At 59.1% G+C, this 15,113-nt stretch carries 13 protein-coding genes; 8 read left to right on the top strand and 5 right to left on the bottom strand.

Annotated features, from left to right (window positions below; translation table 11 throughout):
- Positions 1–109: 109 nt before the first annotated feature.
- Positions 110–868: a phosphatase PAP2 family protein gene (locus tag KSP9073_RS03160; RefSeq protein WP_165814133.1), complete on the top strand. Its 759-nt coding sequence runs from the start codon at positions 110–112 to the stop codon at positions 866–868.
- Between the two features lie 91 nt (positions 869–959).
- Here KSP9073_RS03160 and KSP9073_RS03155 read toward each other — a convergent pair whose 3' ends face one another.
- The 3 genes from KSP9073_RS03155 to KSP9073_RS03145 all read right to left on the bottom strand — a co-directional run bounded on the left by KSP9073_RS03155 (position 960) and on the right by KSP9073_RS03145 (position 4,448).
- Positions 960–2,429 (bottom strand): sodium:solute symporter family protein, encoded by a 1,470-nt coding sequence (locus KSP9073_RS03155; protein ID WP_108841480.1) that lies wholly within the window; start codon positions 2,427–2,429, stop codon positions 960–962.
- 117 nt (positions 2,430–2,546) lie between these two features.
- Positions 2,547–2,942 carry a RidA family protein gene (locus tag KSP9073_RS03150; RefSeq protein WP_108841479.1) on the bottom strand — a complete coding sequence of 132 codons (396 nt, stop codon included), beginning with the start codon at positions 2,940–2,942 and terminating at the stop codon, positions 2,547–2,549.
- Positions 2,943–2,996: 54 nt separating this feature from the next.
- Positions 2,997–4,448 (bottom strand): N-acyl-D-amino-acid deacylase family protein, encoded by a 1,452-nt coding sequence (locus tag KSP9073_RS03145; RefSeq protein ID WP_108841478.1) that lies wholly within the window; start codon positions 4,446–4,448, stop codon positions 2,997–2,999.
- A 171-nt stretch (positions 4,449–4,619) separates the two neighbouring features.
- Between KSP9073_RS03145 and KSP9073_RS03140 the strand changes: the two genes are divergently transcribed.
- From KSP9073_RS03140 to KSP9073_RS03125, 5 genes are all read left to right on the top strand, one after another.
- Entirely contained in the window at positions 4,620–5,399 is a 780-nt protein-coding gene (locus tag KSP9073_RS03140) for an IclR family transcriptional regulator (RefSeq protein WP_207771394.1), read from the top strand.
- Between the two features lie 60 nt (positions 5,400–5,459).
- Entirely contained in the window at positions 5,460–6,677 is a 1,218-nt protein-coding gene (locus KSP9073_RS03135; RefSeq protein ID WP_108841477.1) for an amino acid deaminase, read from the top strand.
- A gap of 547 nt (positions 6,678–7,224) precedes the next feature.
- A complete protein-coding gene (locus KSP9073_RS17570; protein WP_165814132.1) occupies positions 7,225–7,383 on the top strand; it encodes a hypothetical protein in 159 nt (52 codons plus the stop codon).
- Between the two features lie 61 nt (positions 7,384–7,444).
- A complete protein-coding gene (locus KSP9073_RS03130; protein WP_108841476.1) occupies positions 7,445–8,668 on the top strand; it encodes an MFS transporter in 1,224 nt (407 codons plus the stop codon).
- 184 nt (positions 8,669–8,852) lie between these two features.
- Positions 8,853–9,473 (top strand): GntR family transcriptional regulator, encoded by a 621-nt coding sequence (locus tag KSP9073_RS03125; RefSeq protein ID WP_108841475.1) that lies wholly within the window; start codon positions 8,853–8,855, stop codon positions 9,471–9,473.
- A gap of 146 nt (positions 9,474–9,619) precedes the next feature.
- Here the strand turns inward: KSP9073_RS03125 and KSP9073_RS03120 are convergent, their stop codons facing one another.
- Positions 9,620–10,534, bottom strand: coding sequence for a LysR substrate-binding domain-containing protein (locus KSP9073_RS03120; RefSeq protein WP_108841474.1), 915 nt, complete (start codon positions 10,532–10,534; stop codon positions 9,620–9,622).
- Positions 10,535–10,627: 93 nt separating this feature from the next.
- On the opposite strand from KSP9073_RS03120, the gene KSP9073_RS03115 reads away from it, so the two are divergent.
- Both KSP9073_RS03115 and KSP9073_RS03110 read left to right on the top strand, forming a co-directional pair.
- Entirely contained in the window at positions 10,628–11,278 is a 651-nt protein-coding gene (locus KSP9073_RS03115) for an FMN-dependent NADH-azoreductase (protein WP_108841473.1), read from the top strand.
- A gap of 483 nt (positions 11,279–11,761) precedes the next feature.
- A complete protein-coding gene (locus KSP9073_RS03110) occupies positions 11,762–14,113 on the top strand; it encodes a beta-glucosidase family protein (protein WP_108841472.1) in 2,352 nt (783 codons plus the stop codon).
- Between the two features lie 80 nt (positions 14,114–14,193).
- On the opposite strand, the gene KSP9073_RS03105 is transcribed toward KSP9073_RS03110, so the two are convergent.
- A complete protein-coding gene (locus tag KSP9073_RS03105) occupies positions 14,194–15,051 on the bottom strand; it encodes an SDR family oxidoreductase (RefSeq protein ID WP_108841471.1) in 858 nt (285 codons plus the stop codon).
- Positions 15,052–15,113: the final 62 nt, after the last annotated feature.

The following is a 15,113-nucleotide window of genomic DNA, read 5'->3' as shown; positions in this document are numbered from 1 at the left end:
TTTATGGAGTTTTGAATCGTCATACTACGGTCACATTAATTTAAATTTAATCTGGTAGCTCATGACGACCTCATCCGCTCGGTATGACGGCAGGACTTCTCGATCCCCCATGATTCGCGAAAGTCTTGTGGCCCTGACAGCACTGGCACTGCTGGTGCTCACCACGCTGATCACCTTTGTCATGCCACTGGGCATGGAAGACCGGATCATGCTGGGCATCAATCAAATGGCCCGTGAAAGCGCGCTGTTTGATTTCGTCATGAACGTGCTCTCCTATCAGAACCTGATTTCGGGGGTGGTGCTCGTCGCCGGCTTCTGGGCGTTGTGGTTCATGCCATCACTGATGCCTCGTCGCGCGGAACTGTTGGCCTGCACCGTTGCGGCCTTCGGATCGGCGGCGCTCAGCCGCATCATGCAGCAGCTGACCCCGGCGCATCCCCGCCCTCTGCAGGACCAGACGCTGAACATGACCCCGCCCACCGGGATCGATGCCCAGACCCTGCACGATTTCAGCTCGTTTCCCAGTGATCATGCCGCAGTATATATCGGGCTGGCCTATGTCATCTGGCGCCTGCATCGCAAACTGGGACTGGTCGCCATCGCTTTTGCCACCCTGCTCTGCTTTACCCGCATCTATCTCGGCTTTCACTTCATTACCGATATCATCGGCGGAGGCGCGCTGGCGATTCTGACCGTTCAGGTCGCACTGTTACCCCCCTTTCAGCGCATTGGCGCCTGGTTTGCCGGCTTCAGCCAGACGGCGCCGCATTGGTTCTACCCGCTGGCGTTTATCGCCTGTTACGGCATTGCCACGCTGGTAGAAGAACTGCGCGAGCTGGTCGGCGGCCTGCTACGCGTGATGTTCTGAGCTGACCCGCTTTAGATATCCGCGTATGGAAGCTCATGGAAAAGGGGCGCTCCTATCAATGGGGGCGCCCCTTTTCTATAGGCCACTTTTCTCAAGTTTTGACGGCAGGGGTTTCCATACGCGCGCGCTCCTCATTCAGAGTCATGAGGGCCTGCTCACGGGTGATGCTTGAGCGTGGCGTGGCAAGGGTGACCACAACACCCACCAGCATCGCCACCACGACCGCCGGAATACTGGGGTTGCCCCAGAACGCCTTGAGCCCGCCACTGGCCGAGACGATCAGTGAGGTGGTAGAGGCGGCGACCAGCGTGGCCATTGCACCCTGCCAGTTGTAGCGCGTCCAGAAACGCCCCAGCAGACCGCAGACAAAAAGTCCCGACATGACGGTGGCAATCATGGTGGTGATATAGGTAATAACGTTGTCGGTGATCAGCGCAAAGGCCAGCGCCAGACCGATGGTCACCACCAGTGCGATACGCGAGAAAAAGACCACCTTCTCCGGCGCCGGTGTCCGTCCGGTTGTCATGACCCACAGATCACGCATCATGATCGCCACGCCTGCCAGCGCATCGGAGCTGGCGCTCGACATGGTGGCGGAAAGCCCGGCAATCAGTACCAGCATGCCCATACCCATCGGCAGCACCTGAGTGGCCAGATAGGGAAAGGCGTAGTTGCTGTTATCCAGATCCGGCGCCAGCGTATGCGCCGCCATGCCGACAATCGCCGGGATGATGGAAAAGGCCAGATACAGCACGCCAGTAAACACAAAAGAGCGGCGCACGCTGCTCACCGACTGCGCCGAATAGATACGCTGACGGTACGACGGTGTGGCCAGCACGCCCACACCGACCACGACCGCCAGCGACAGCGCCGGCACCAGCCCCAGCTGCGCCACGCCAAACCAGCTCTCGGCCGCGCCCGGGCTCATGTTATCCCCCAGATGCGAGAACCCGCCGATATCGATCAGCGCAAACACCGCCATGGCGATAAACCCCAAAAAGAGCAGCACGGCCTGCACGGTATCGGTCCAGACCACCGCCATGTAGCCGCCGATCACGCAGTAAAGCCCGAAGCCGATCGCCACGATGATCTTGGCCAGATTCAGATCGATACCGGCAATCCAGGACAGATACATGCCCCCTCCCAGGATATGAGCGCCCAGCCAGCCGATGCTGGCCACATAGATCAGCACCGCCACCACGTTGCGCACCAGCCGACTGCCGCCCACGTAATAGGCAAGCTCCTCGCTCATGGTCATGAAACGAAGCCGACGCATGGGGGCAAACCACCAGGCCAGCAGCAGGATGCCGATCGCCCCACCGATACCGTAAAGCGCTCCGCCCCAGCCATTGTTATAGCCAAAGCCGACCGCGCCCATGCTGGAGCCGGTGCCCACCATGGTCGCCACGGTCGTGCCGATGGTCAAAAAGACGGGCACGCCGCGCCCGCCGAGCAGGAAGTTGTCACCATCGCCGCGGTAGCGCCGTGACATCACGCTGCCAAAAACGATCATCGCCAGTAAAAAGGCAAAAAATCCGATCAGAAAGAAGGTGGTATGCATGGGAGGACCTCTTGTGGTTATTGGGCAGGTCTTTTAACGCCATGATGCTTTCAGTGTCTGGAACCGCCGGGACAGGGAAGTACTCACCGGCCCGGCTTGTGCTTGTAAAAGGAAGGGTCAGCCCTTGCGGTCGGCCCGGAAGCACTTCATGTCGACCTCGACCTTACAATCCACCACCAGGTCCTGAACGCTGCAGATCCGCGCTGGCGGGTGGTCGCCGAAAATCTCGGCAAACACCTTGTTGAACGAGCTGAAATAGCGCGCATCGGTCAGCACCGCCGTGACATGCACCACATCTTCCACGCCGTAGCCGGCGTCTTTCATGATCGCCAGACAGTTTGCAAACGCGAGTCGCGACTGCTCGATGATGCCGCCCTCGACCACTTCGCCATCGGTCATCGGGGTCTGACCCGAGACAAACAGCCAGCCATCGGCTTCGGTGGCCTTTGCAAACGGCAGTTTCTGCCCGCCGGTGCCGATACCGCCGCCGGTGCCATAACGCTTGATGCTCATGGGTTACTCCTGTGGATTAAATAAAATGCTGTCGGTCATGCCATGAAAAAGGGATCAGGCTTCATCGCGGCGCAGCATGCGCCCGGCACGCTGCACGAGCGCGCCGTTTTGGTAGGCAATACAGCCGTTGACCATCACCAGCTCGATCCCGCGCGCCGGGGCGATCGGGTCACTGAAGGTGGCCACGTCGTCAAGCGTTGCCAGATCAAATAGCGTGAGATCGGCAAAGGCGCCTTCGCGAATCTCGCCGCGATCGGTCAGGCCGAAGTTGCGCGCCGAAAGACCGGTCATCTTGCGGATGGCTTCCGGAAGCTCAAACAGCTTCTCGTCGCGGCAGTAGTGAGCGATCACGCGCGGAAAGGCGCCCCACAGGCGTGGATGCGGGTGCGGATCGTTGGGCAGACCGTCGGAGCCCACCATGGCCAGCGGATGGGCCAGGATTTGTCTCATGTCGGCTTCCGACATGTTGTGATAAACCGCGCCGGCCGGCTGCAGCCGTGTGGCGGCCTCCATTAGCGACACGGCCCAGACACGTGCGATTTCCTCAAGCGGCTGGCGTGCCATCTCGGGGTGCGGCTCGGACCAGGTAATGAAGATGTCGATCTCGTTGGTCACCTGCCCCAGATCCAGCGTCGAGGAGCCGGCCGTGTAGGGGTAACAGTCGCAGTGACAGGTCTGGCTCCGTGCTGCGTTTTCAAGGCGCTTGAGTGCCAGCGGGGCGTTGCCCCAGTTCCCCACACCGGCGCACTTCAGATGCGAGATGACAAGCTCTGCGCCACCGTGACGGGCAGTGGTAAAGGCTTCCTCCATGGCCTCCGGGAGACCTGCAAACTCATCACGCAGATGGGTGGTATAGAGCGCACCATGACGGCCCACCTCATCGACCAGCGCGTGCATCTCTTCAAGCGGCGCGTGGCGAGCGTTTTTGTAGGCCAGTCCCGAGCTCATGCCGATGGCACCCTCATCCAACGCCTGTTTAAGCGCGGCGCGCATCGATTCGATCTCATCCCCGGTGGCCGGGCGGTCAAAGGCGTCCATCAGATTGGCGCGCAGCGCCGTATGGCCGACCAGCGCCGCCACGTTAACGGCAGGCCTGGCCGCATTCACCGCCTCGGCATAGTCGGCAAAGCCCGGGTAGACGAAATCCTCGTGCCGCCCCAGCAGGTTCATCGGGTCAGGAACGGTGTTGCCGCGAAGGCGTACCGGCGAGGCGCTGATGCCGCAGTTGCCCACCACCACGGTGGTCACCCCCTGGGTAAGCTTGGGCAGCATCTCGGGGGTGCGAATCACGTTGGTGTCATCGTGGGTATGGACATCGATAAAGCCGGGCGCGAGATAGCACCCGTGTGCGTCGATCACCTGCCCGGCGCTGGCGCCTTCGAGATCACCCAACGCCGCGATACGTTCACCGCTGATGGCGACATCGGCCTGCAAAGCCGGCGCACCGGTGCCATCCAGCACTCGTGCGCCGCGAATCAGGACATCGAAATGACGTGATGAAGGCATGCGTGACTCCGGACAATCGTCGTTATTATTGGCTTGTCCGATATATCGGACGCTTGTCTGTTTTACTGGACAAGCTTATCCTGCTCCCACATTGAGACCGAATGCAAGTCGTCAAATGGCGTCATCCGGTGCACGATGACCGGACTACCGTTGAATCAAGAGCGAGCCTTCATGTCGGATATGCCCAATGCTTCAGAGCCCCCTGCCGTTGCGTCCGGCAAGCGCGCCCGGGGCGTTGATCGCGTGATTGATCTTTGTACCCAGCTGCATCGCCACAAGGCACCCATGACGCCGCGCGAACTGGTCGAGGCTACCGGCGCACCGCGCTCGAGCGTCTATGAACTGGTCAGCATCCTGAGCGAGGCCGGCTGGCTGGAGGTGGACCGTGACGGACGCATCTTTTTTGGTCGTGCCATGCACCTGTTTGGTCTGGATTACGCCCACCACAATGACCTGATCAGCCGGGCACGCAGCGTGCTGCGCCAACTGGCCGCCGAGTTCAACGAAACCAGCCAGTTCTGCATGCTGGAGGGCAACAAATACACCGTGGTGCTCGATGACAACGGCACTCGCCCCTTTCGCATCAGCGCGGACACGGGCGTGCGCATTCCAATTCCCTGGACGGCGTCGGGACGGGTACTGCTGGGCGACATGACGCCTGAGGCGATTACCGATTTCATCCCGGCAAAGGATTTCATCCTGCCGGACGGGCGCGAGATCGTTCGCGAGGCCTTTTTTGCCGAGATCGACCGGGCCCGCGAGCAGGGCCACGCCATGACCGAGGGGCTGGCCGACAGCTTTGCCTGCTGTCTGGCCGTACCGGTGCTGGACCAGGGCGGCCACGCGCACGCCACGCTGTGCTTCACCATCGGCCGCGATGCAACCACCGCACGCCGCGACGAACTGCTAAAGGCGCTGAAACAGGCGGCCAGAACGCTTTACGGACACTAAAGGCGCCGCTACCAGTGCCTGGTGACAACAACATCAACATTTCGTCAGGAGCGCTATATCATGCCAACCTCTTCGATCTCGCCTACCGATGGCCAGACCCTTCAAAAGGGCAGTCCGGTGCTGGGAAACAGTCTGCTGACAGGCGTGAGCCTGCCGGCGATGGTGCTGCATCAGAAGGTGCTGGAGCACAACATTGCCTGGATGCAGCGCTTTGCCGATCACCACCATGCGCGCCTGGCGCCGCACGGCAAGACCACCATGATGCCGGCGCTGTTTCGGCGCCAGATGGAGGCGGGCGCCTGGGGCATCACACTGGCGACAGCGACTCAGTGCGCGGCAGCGTTTGAACACGGCGTGCGTCGGCTCATCATGGCCAATCAGTTGGTGGGTCAGGCCAACATGGCACTGGTCTGCGACATGATCGAAGGCGGGCTGGACTATTACTGCACGGTAGACCACACCGATAACGTGCGTACGCTCAACGACTTCTTTGAAGGTCGCGGCCAGCGCCTGCAGGTACTGATCGAGCTGGGCGTCCCCGGCGGTCGGTGTGGCGTGCGTAACGCCGAGGAACTGGCCGCGCTGGTGGAGGCCATCCGGCAGGCGCCGGCCCTGAAGCTGGCCGGCATCGAAGGGTATGAAGGCATGATCGGCGGCGACAGTGCGCTGGAGGATGTGCGAGCCTATGGTGCCCGGCTGGTCGACACCGTCAGACACCTTCATGGCAGTGGCGTGCTGGCAACGCCGGCGCCCATTGTCACGGCGTCGGGGTCAAAATGGTTTGACCTGATCGCCGAGGCCTTCGATCAGGCCGAACTGCGCGAGCACTACACGCCGGTACTGCGTCCGGGCTGTTATGTGGCCCACGATCACCGCCTTTATCGCGAGGCCATGGAAGCCGTCAGTGAACGCCGCCCCGAGCTTGAAGGCGCGCTTGAGCCGGCACTGGAAGTGTTCGCCCAGGTGCAGTCACTGCCCGAGCCCGGGCTTGCGATCGTTTCGATGGGCAAACGCGATATCTCCTGCGACCCGGATCTGCCGATGGCCCTGCGGCTGTATCGGGACGGCCAGTACCGGTGCGATGTCACCGACTGGCAGGTGGTTCACATCATGGATCAACACACCTTTTTGCGCGTGCCCGAAGACGCCGACATTGGCATCGAGGACATCATTGCCTTTGGCGCCTCCCATCCGTGTCTGACCTTCGACAAATGGCGTCAGGGACTTTGGGTGGATGAAAATCTGTCGGTAACTGCCGTTGAGCCGACGTTTTTCTAGGTGCCTGGTCCCGGGAAGTCGTGATTTGGATCATGATGAACCGGCCCGGGTTCTACCATAAATCATGGCACTCCGGGACCAAACAATTGAGGATGACGCAATGGAATCCTGACAGGGGGGGGGGGGCAAGAAGTCCTTGCCGGCCACGGCATTGGCGCCATTACCTGTGCTCTATAGCCACTTTATAAACTGATCATTCCCCGGTTGATTCTGCCATCGGTTATGTTGCTCTCATTGATTTCGAATGACTCAACCCTCGATCTCGATGAAAAACAAGAACTGAAGCAACAATTGATGACGATGGCCCAGAAAGATATCCACCTCGTTTCTCAAATGGATCTTGCGGCTCACGTCGCAACGACAGCACCTGTTGGTGCCGAGATGAAAGTTCTTCAGCTCACCGAGCCTGGTCATCTCGAACCATTCACAAGAAGCATTCAAGTCTGCAGCATTTGATGTCGGGTGCTACCCGATGCGCAATACGGCTCAGGTCATGCGTACCGCGCTTAATCTGGTGACAAGCGCGATTATCACCCCCGAGTAGATCATGACCAGAAAGCTGGACTTCGAGGACACTGATCTGGTCGCCGATACCTTCGCCGAGTACAGGAGAAACCCTGATCTGAAAACGGTCATTCGGTTTGGTGCCAGTCCCGCGGCGTCCAGTGAGGTGGTGACGGAACATGAGGCCGAAAGCATTGTATGACATTGCGTCATTGACTTGACCATAAATCCGACCGCACAAGCATCATTGCAGGGGAGATGGCATGCCTGCTCATTCTGATAGCATTCGTAGTAAAGAAGCACCAACAACGGTCTTCTTCACTCTAGGAACCCTGTTGCTGATTGCGGCCGGCCTGTCATTTCTTGCATGGGGTATGGTGGGGGTCATTACGGGCCCCCTCTTGCCTGAAACCATTGCGGACTTTGCCCTGACCGGAACCCAGGCGGGTCTTGTTTTCTTCGCCTGGTCAGGAGCGTTCAGCATCGGATCGTTCGCCTCGAAGCCCCTGCTCGAGCGCATGTCCCCGACCACCCTGTTGGGTTTCACAACCGCGATGGCAGCCATCATATCGATCGGGCTTTTTGCGACCGATCGATTCGTTATCTACGCGGCCGCGTTCGCCATGCTCGGCATCGTAGGCGGCGCAACGTTCACCATCACGCATACCCTGATCGGACAGACCTTCTCCCATCGACGGGTATCAGCGCTTGGCATGCTTGATGTCGTGTTCAGTGTGGGCAACCTGCTTGCGCCTGTCATGGTGGTGGCGCTCCTGGCACAGGGGTTTGACTGGCAGCTACCGTTTGCGCTGTTTGCTGCACTGTTCATTGTGCTGGCAGCATTCTTCGGAGCGCTGAGCTGGATGCAAAGGAACGATCCAGGTATATCAAGCCAGAAGAGCAGCGAAACCGACGTCGGCAGGACAGGCCGGGCAGAGGGACTCATCGCCCTGTCCCTGGCAAGTTTCTCGCTAGGTTGGTTGGAATGGGGGCATAACGTCTGGCTTGTGACCTATGCCATTGAAACCGGGCGTATCAACGATCTTGCCCGCTTTGGTCATGTCACGTTTCTGGCGGGCATGATTACAGCGCGTCTCTCCGCAATCGCCTTGAATGATCGCATGCAGACCATATGGGCTCTGCGGATGCTGTTTGTACTCGTGATCGGAGGGAGCCTGTCACTGAGTTATGTGCACACGGACATGGCCTATCTCGTCGGCACGTTCGCCATGGGGGCCGGGATGGGTGCGTTATTTCCGATCTTTCTTGGGCGTGCGATGAACATTGATCCTTCACGTAGCTCGACGTTCTCGATCATCATGATCGTAAGCCTGTCGATAGGGGGGCAGTTTGCCTCACTCTCCATTGGCGCGCTGGCGGATGCGCTCGGGATAACGACCGCTTTTCTGGTCAACGGGGTGTTCGTGATGGTGCTCGTTGCTTCTTTTGAAGCCTTTCGGCGCGGCAATATACCCTGCCCAACATGAGCCACATGGGTACATGCCAGCCATGGATGGATCAAAAGAGCCGACCTTTAATCGTCGCAAGCGTATTGACCCGAGACCAACCAATGTTCTTGTCATGGAAGAAGTGGCTTGCACCAGAACGCTCTCTGTTTACGGGTGGATGGTTATATTAGGATAACCATCAAAATAGAGATGGAAGCCGGGAATGGCATTCAAGGACGATCACCGTATCTTCGAGACCCTGCGCATGTGGATCATTAGCGGAAGACTCGAGAGTGGGCAAAACCTCTTGCCCGGCGAACTCGCAGAAGATCTGGCATCCAGCACAGTACCGGTGCGTGAAGCGCTTATTCGTCTCGCAGAACGGGGCATGGTGGATTATTCCAGAGGCAAGGGGTTCGCCGTTGCCCAGACTTCAATCAACGATCAGATCGAAATGATCCGGCTATCGTCGCATATCTTTGATCTTGGCATCCGATCAGCTGCGAACCTCCCTTTTTTGGAGGATCGCATCGCCAGATATTCCGCTTTCGTAGACGCCCGACTCAAGGAGACCCATGCCGAATATGACCTCGCTGAAGTTTGCCTGGCAGAGTTCAAGCGTCTGTTCTTTTCAGAAGCTTCGCGCTTTGTTCTGGACAAGGTGCTGGATGTCGGTTTTATGGCCAAGCGTATCTGGGCAGATGAGAACAGGGATCGCGTCGTCCACGCGGTCACCCACGGATTAGAGCTGATCAAGGAGCGGCGATTCGATAAGCTGGCTGATCTGATCACCACTGATTTTGACCACATGGTTGTCGTGCTAAAGAAGAAACATCAGCTGTGACAGGCAAACGGCATGACGCAGCGGCTTTCCAACTTTTTGCTACAGCCAATGGATGCTGAATGGCGATTATTTCATCAGGCGCGTGCTAAACAGGGTCGAATGCGCCCCTTGCCGGGCATCCGGGAATCATTCCCTGTCACCACTCTTCACGGGCTGCCGCTCATCTCGCAGCGCAGCCATGTGATAAAGGCCTCAATCATCGGTTGTTTGCCAGACCATGGATTTCTCACAGCGTGATAGGCGTATCCCTTTACGCTGATCTCCGGCTGCCAGGGCACCAGCCAGTTATACTCAACCATGGATCTCACCAGTAACTCGCTGACCAGAATCACTCCCTTTCCGGCAAGGCCGGCCTGTACCACTTCCTGCTCATGAGCAAAGCTCAGCGCGCGCTGAGCAGCTTCGATCGACTCTCCCGCAGACTCCAGCCAGGAGGCCCACTCAATGGGAGCCAACGAATCGGATTCCCATCGAGTAGCAATGAGCTCGGCCTCCTGAAGCGAGGCAAGGCGTGTTGCCAGGGAAGGACTGGCGAAGGCACCCATCGATTCCTGTGATAGCTGCTCGGCATCGGGACCCATCATTTCAGCAGGTCCATACCGCAGGGCAATATCGATCCGACGATCCCGGTTCAGGTCGGTGCGCTGGGATGAGGAAAGAATTCGGATATCTGTTCCAGGGAAGTCCTGTCTGAAATCGTCAAGCCTTGGCGCCAGCCAGAGAGAAGCAAAAGCAGGCGTGGTTGAGACGGTAAGCTGGCGTGCTCCTTGCTGCAGTTCATCCAGTGTCGCATGAAGCCCGGCGAAAGCCTGGGTCGCACTAACGGATAGCCTGTGACCGGACTCGGTAAGCTGTACCTGCCGGGAAGCCCGCACGAATAAAGCAGTATCAAGCTGCTCTTCCAGCTTTCGAACGTGGTGAGAAATGGCTGTGGACGAGAGATTTAGCTCTGCGGCGGCGGTCTTGAAGCTGCCGAGTCGAGCAGCTGCCTCAAAGGCGCGCAATGCGGACAGGGAAGGAAAAGGCATGAATCCGATCCGGAACAGATGAATATTACTCATCTATACGCGCATTCTTTCCTTTTGTCATTCTGACTTGAGAGGCTGAATATTGCTGCTCGTTTTCTTTTCCTGACGACTTGATGGAGCCGATTCATGACCTCTATTTTACGTATCTCTGCCAGTGCTCGCCGGACCCGCTCCCTAACACGAATGCAGGGAGATCTGTTCATGGAATGCTGGAATGAAATCGGCCCGGAAACCTCTCTGGTCGTGCGCGATGTGGGGTTGAACCCGCCTGCCATCATTTCTGAAGACTGGATCGCAGCAGCCTTCAGGCCGCCATCTGAACGCTCGAAAAAGGATATCGAGCTGCTGGCAGAATCGAATCATTTGATCGAGGAGCTTGAGCAGGCAGATCTGATCCTGGTCACGACGCCCATGTATAACTACGGTATGCCAGCCGCGCTGAAAGCCTGGGTTGATCAGGTGGTACGGGTAGGGCGAACCTTCACCTTTGATCTCGCTCGTGGTGATCGACCTCTGGCTCCCACCCTGAGTGGCAAGACACTGGTTCTATTAACCGCCAGCGGTGAATTTGGCTTTGCTGCTGGAGAGCTTAATGAGGGAGCCGGACATCTGCTCCCGCATCTGCAAAGTGTCGCGAAATATCTGGGCGCAACCGACATTCACCATATTGGTATCGAGTATCAGGAGTTCTGTGATACTCGTTTTGAGAATTCCAGGGCCAATGCCATCAAGGCGATCAGGCAACTGGCATTGCAGTTGAGCAGCACCATTAAATGACGACTGCTACTGGAGTCGCGTTGCGCGGATCATGAAAACGCACGACATGGTCAACATCTGAATCACTATCAGGTGACGGTCGAGCAGATCCGTCAATTGACAGGACCTGTTCATTGGGACAGGCGGCCTACTGAGAAACGGTGGATGGCTCAAAATCTCATAAATAATCGAACCACAAAAAAACGGCCATAAGTGCCTGGTCTCGGGAAGTAGTGTTTCGGATCAAACACCAGAGGGCTCGATCGCCTCCCCCAAGTGACAGGCCGCTGCCGCCCTGTCAGCGGCCCCGCGGCTTTTCGGTTGCGTGCACTGACGCCGGCTCACACAAGCTCATGATTGCTGTCACTCGCTGGCAAAAGCTGACGTTTTGACACAGCACGGCACACCGAATACGACTAAGGTAGTCCGCTTGTTGACTGTTCCGCGCCCCAAAATCGCATTGATCCGGGCCCGGTATCCCGATCCTCCGGAGACACCTTACGCATGCGCCAACGCTTTCTTTTGCCCGTGATCACGCTGTCTGCTGTTTTCAGCGCTCAGGTGCTGGCCACGCAGATGCCTCCGGTGCCGGATCAACGCCCTGGCCGGCTGGCGCAGGCTGAACAAAGCCTGAGTGATCGACTGGCACAGGCGCCCTGGATGGATCAGAGCCGTTCGGCTGACGAGCGCGCGAGCGCGGCATTAAACGAGATGACCACGACCGAGAAAATGCAGCTGCTGGTCGGCGATTTTGCCGCGCCCATGGATTCGTCACAGCGCGTGCGCGGCGCCATCGGCTCGGCCGGATTTGTGCCCGGCATCAGCCGGCTGGGCATTCCCGCCCAGCAACAGACCGATGCCGATCTTGGCGTGACCAACCCGGGCTGGATCGACCCGAATCGACAGGCGACGGCGCTGCCTTCGGTACTGGCTGCCGCCGCCACATGGCAGCCGGAGCTTTCCCGCCAGGGCGGGGAGATGATCGCCCGCGAGGCCCGTCACTATGGTTTCAACGTACTGCTGGGGGGCACGGCCGGGCTGGTGCGCGACCCGCGCGCCGGGCGCAACTACGAGATGCCGGGAGAAGATCCGCTGCTATCGGGGCTGACGACGGCGGCCAAGATCAACGGCATCGAAAGCCAGCACGTGATGTCGACCATCAAGCACTTTGCGATGAACGCTCAGGAGACCGGACGCCACAAGCTCAGTGCCGATATCAGCGATCAGGCGCTGCAGGAATCCGATCTGCTGTCGTTTCGTTACGCGCTTGAACACAGCCACCCGGGCGCGGCAATGTGTGCCTATAACCGGGTCAACGGTGACTACGCCTGTCAAAACGGCTACCTGCTCAATCAGGTACTCAAGAAGGAATGGGGCTATCCGGGCTTTGTGATGTCCGACTGGGGGGCGGTCTATTCCAGCGCCCCATCGGCCAACGCGGGGCTGGATCAGCAGTCCGCCGCCGAGGACTTTGACGGCGTGGTCTATTTTGGCGCGCCGCTGGAAAAGGCGGTCGAACGTGGCGAGGTGCCCCGCGAGCGCATCGACGACATGGCCCATCGTATCCTGCGCAGCTATTTTGCTTCCGGCATTGTCGATCATCCGCCCACCCGCGAGCCGATCAACAAAAAGGCCAACGCCGACGTTGCCCAGCGCATCGCCGAAAATGCCATGGTGCTGTTGAAAAATGATCAAGGCGTGCTGCCACTGGATGGCGCGCAGGACAAGCGCATCAGCGTGACCGGGGCCCATGCCGACCGGGCCGTGATCGCCGGAGGCGGCTCGGCCGCGGTGGTGCCGATGGATGGCGACGCCCTGCCCGACCTGAATCCGCCCAAAGGCGTTAACACCCAGCGTCTGTACCCCAAATCCTCACCGCTGGGCGCGATCGGCCTGCACGCACCGGATTCAAGCGTCACCTTCAGCTCGGGCGACGACATTGATGAAGCGGTACGCCAGGCACGTGACAGCGATGTGGCCGTGGTCTTTGCCCAGCAATGGACTTCGGAAACCATGGACATGCAGAGTCTGGCGCTGGAGGACAGGCAAAATGACCTGATCGAGGCGGTGGCGAAAGCCAACCCGCGCACGGTGGTGGTGCTCGAAACCGGCGGGCCGGTGGCCATGCCCTGGCGCGACGATGTTGCCGCCATCATGGAGGCCTGGTATCCGGGCCAGCGCGGCGGTGAGGCAATTGCCAATGTGCTCTTCGGAGAGAAAAACCCCTCGGGCCGGCTGCCGGTGACCTTTGCACAAAATGATCAGCAGCTGCCGCGACCCAAGGTGCCGGGGCTGACCATTGGCAACAGCGCCTTCTTCGATGTTGATTACAACCGCGAAGGCGCCGATGTCGGCTATCGCTGGTTCGAACGCCAGAAAGAGACACCGCTGTATCCCTTTGGCCACGGACTGTCCTACACCACCTTCAAGCGCCAAGGTCTGGCGCTTGAGAAGGACGGGCAAAAAGTCACCGCGCACTTCACGGTGACCAACACTGGTGATCGCAAGGGCCGCACCACGCCTCAGCTTTACGTTCACGCCCCCGACGGCTCACCGGCCCGTCTGGGCGGCTGGCAGAGCCTTGAGCTGTCTCCCGGCGAATCAAGAGAAGTTCGCCTTGAGATCGACCCGCGCCAGTTTGCCCGCTATGACAGCAAGCAGCGCCAGTGGCATCTTGAGGGCGGTGACTATCAGGTGTCGCTGGCCGATTCGGCCACCGACATCGATGAAACACGACACGTCACACTGCCAGCCGGTGTGGTGACGATGCCGCCGCTGGCGCCCGAACCGGCCTCAGGGTCGACACCGGATGAGCAGCGTGTGGCCGCCAATGACGCAGCCCCCAACTCCCCCTGACAGGGCCATCATGGCGGCAAAAAAACCCGCCGCCGGCAATGCCGGCGGCGGGTTTTTGTTTCACGGCGCACCATCACACGCTAGTTGATGATCGCCCCCCCGTTAATATGCAGCGAGTGACCGCTGATATAGGAGGCATCCTTTGAGGCCAGAAAGACGTAGGCGGGCCCAAGCTCGCTGGGCTGACCAGCACGCCCCATCGGCATTTTCTCACCCAGCGTTTCCATGAGGGTCGGATCAAAACGGCCCATGGTAGAGGGCTGGATCGGTGTCCAAATCGGTCCTGGCGCCACTTCGTTGACCCGGATGCCCTCCTTGATAAGCGACTCTGACAACGAGCGGGTGAACCCGGTGATCGCGCCCTTGGTCGAGGTATACGCCATCAGCATGGCGTTACCGATGAAGGGATTGATCGAGGTCGTATTGATAATGCTGTCCCCGGTTTTGAGATGCGGGCGCACGGCCTTTGCCATATAGAAATAGCCGTGAATGTTAACGTCAAACGTTTCGCGCCACTCCTCGTCCGGGATATCGGTAATATCCTGACGCAACACCTGTACTGCGGCGTTGTTGACCAGAATATTGATCTCGCCGAAGGCCTTTAACACCTGCTCGACGGCCTGCTGGCAAAAGCCGCTGTCGCGCACGTCGCCGCTGATCAACAACGCCTGGCGACCTTCGGCTTCGATCAGGCGTTTTGTCTCTTTGGCGTCGTCATGCTCATCAAGATACATCACGGCCACATCGGCGCCTTCGCGGGCAAAATGCACCGCGGCGCTGCGCCCGATACCGCTGTCGCCGCCGGTAATAATCGCCTTTTTACCTTCAAGCTTGCCGCTGCCGCGGTAGTCGGAACGAATGATCTCGGGTGCCGGGGTCATTTCATACTCAAGGCCGGGCTGACGATCCTGTGACTGTGCCGGAAACTGATTGGCCATGTTCGAAATCTCCTGTTTCAGATAACACGCTGCCGACAGGCATGGTGTTTACCTGTCGGCAG

This window comes from Kushneria phyllosphaerae, assembly GCF_900312995.1.
Taxonomy (GTDB): Bacteria; Pseudomonadota; Gammaproteobacteria; order Pseudomonadales; family Halomonadaceae; genus Kushneria; species Kushneria phyllosphaerae.
Note: the sequence above shows the minus strand (reverse complement) of the source record. Positions and strands in the feature narration are given on the sequence as shown.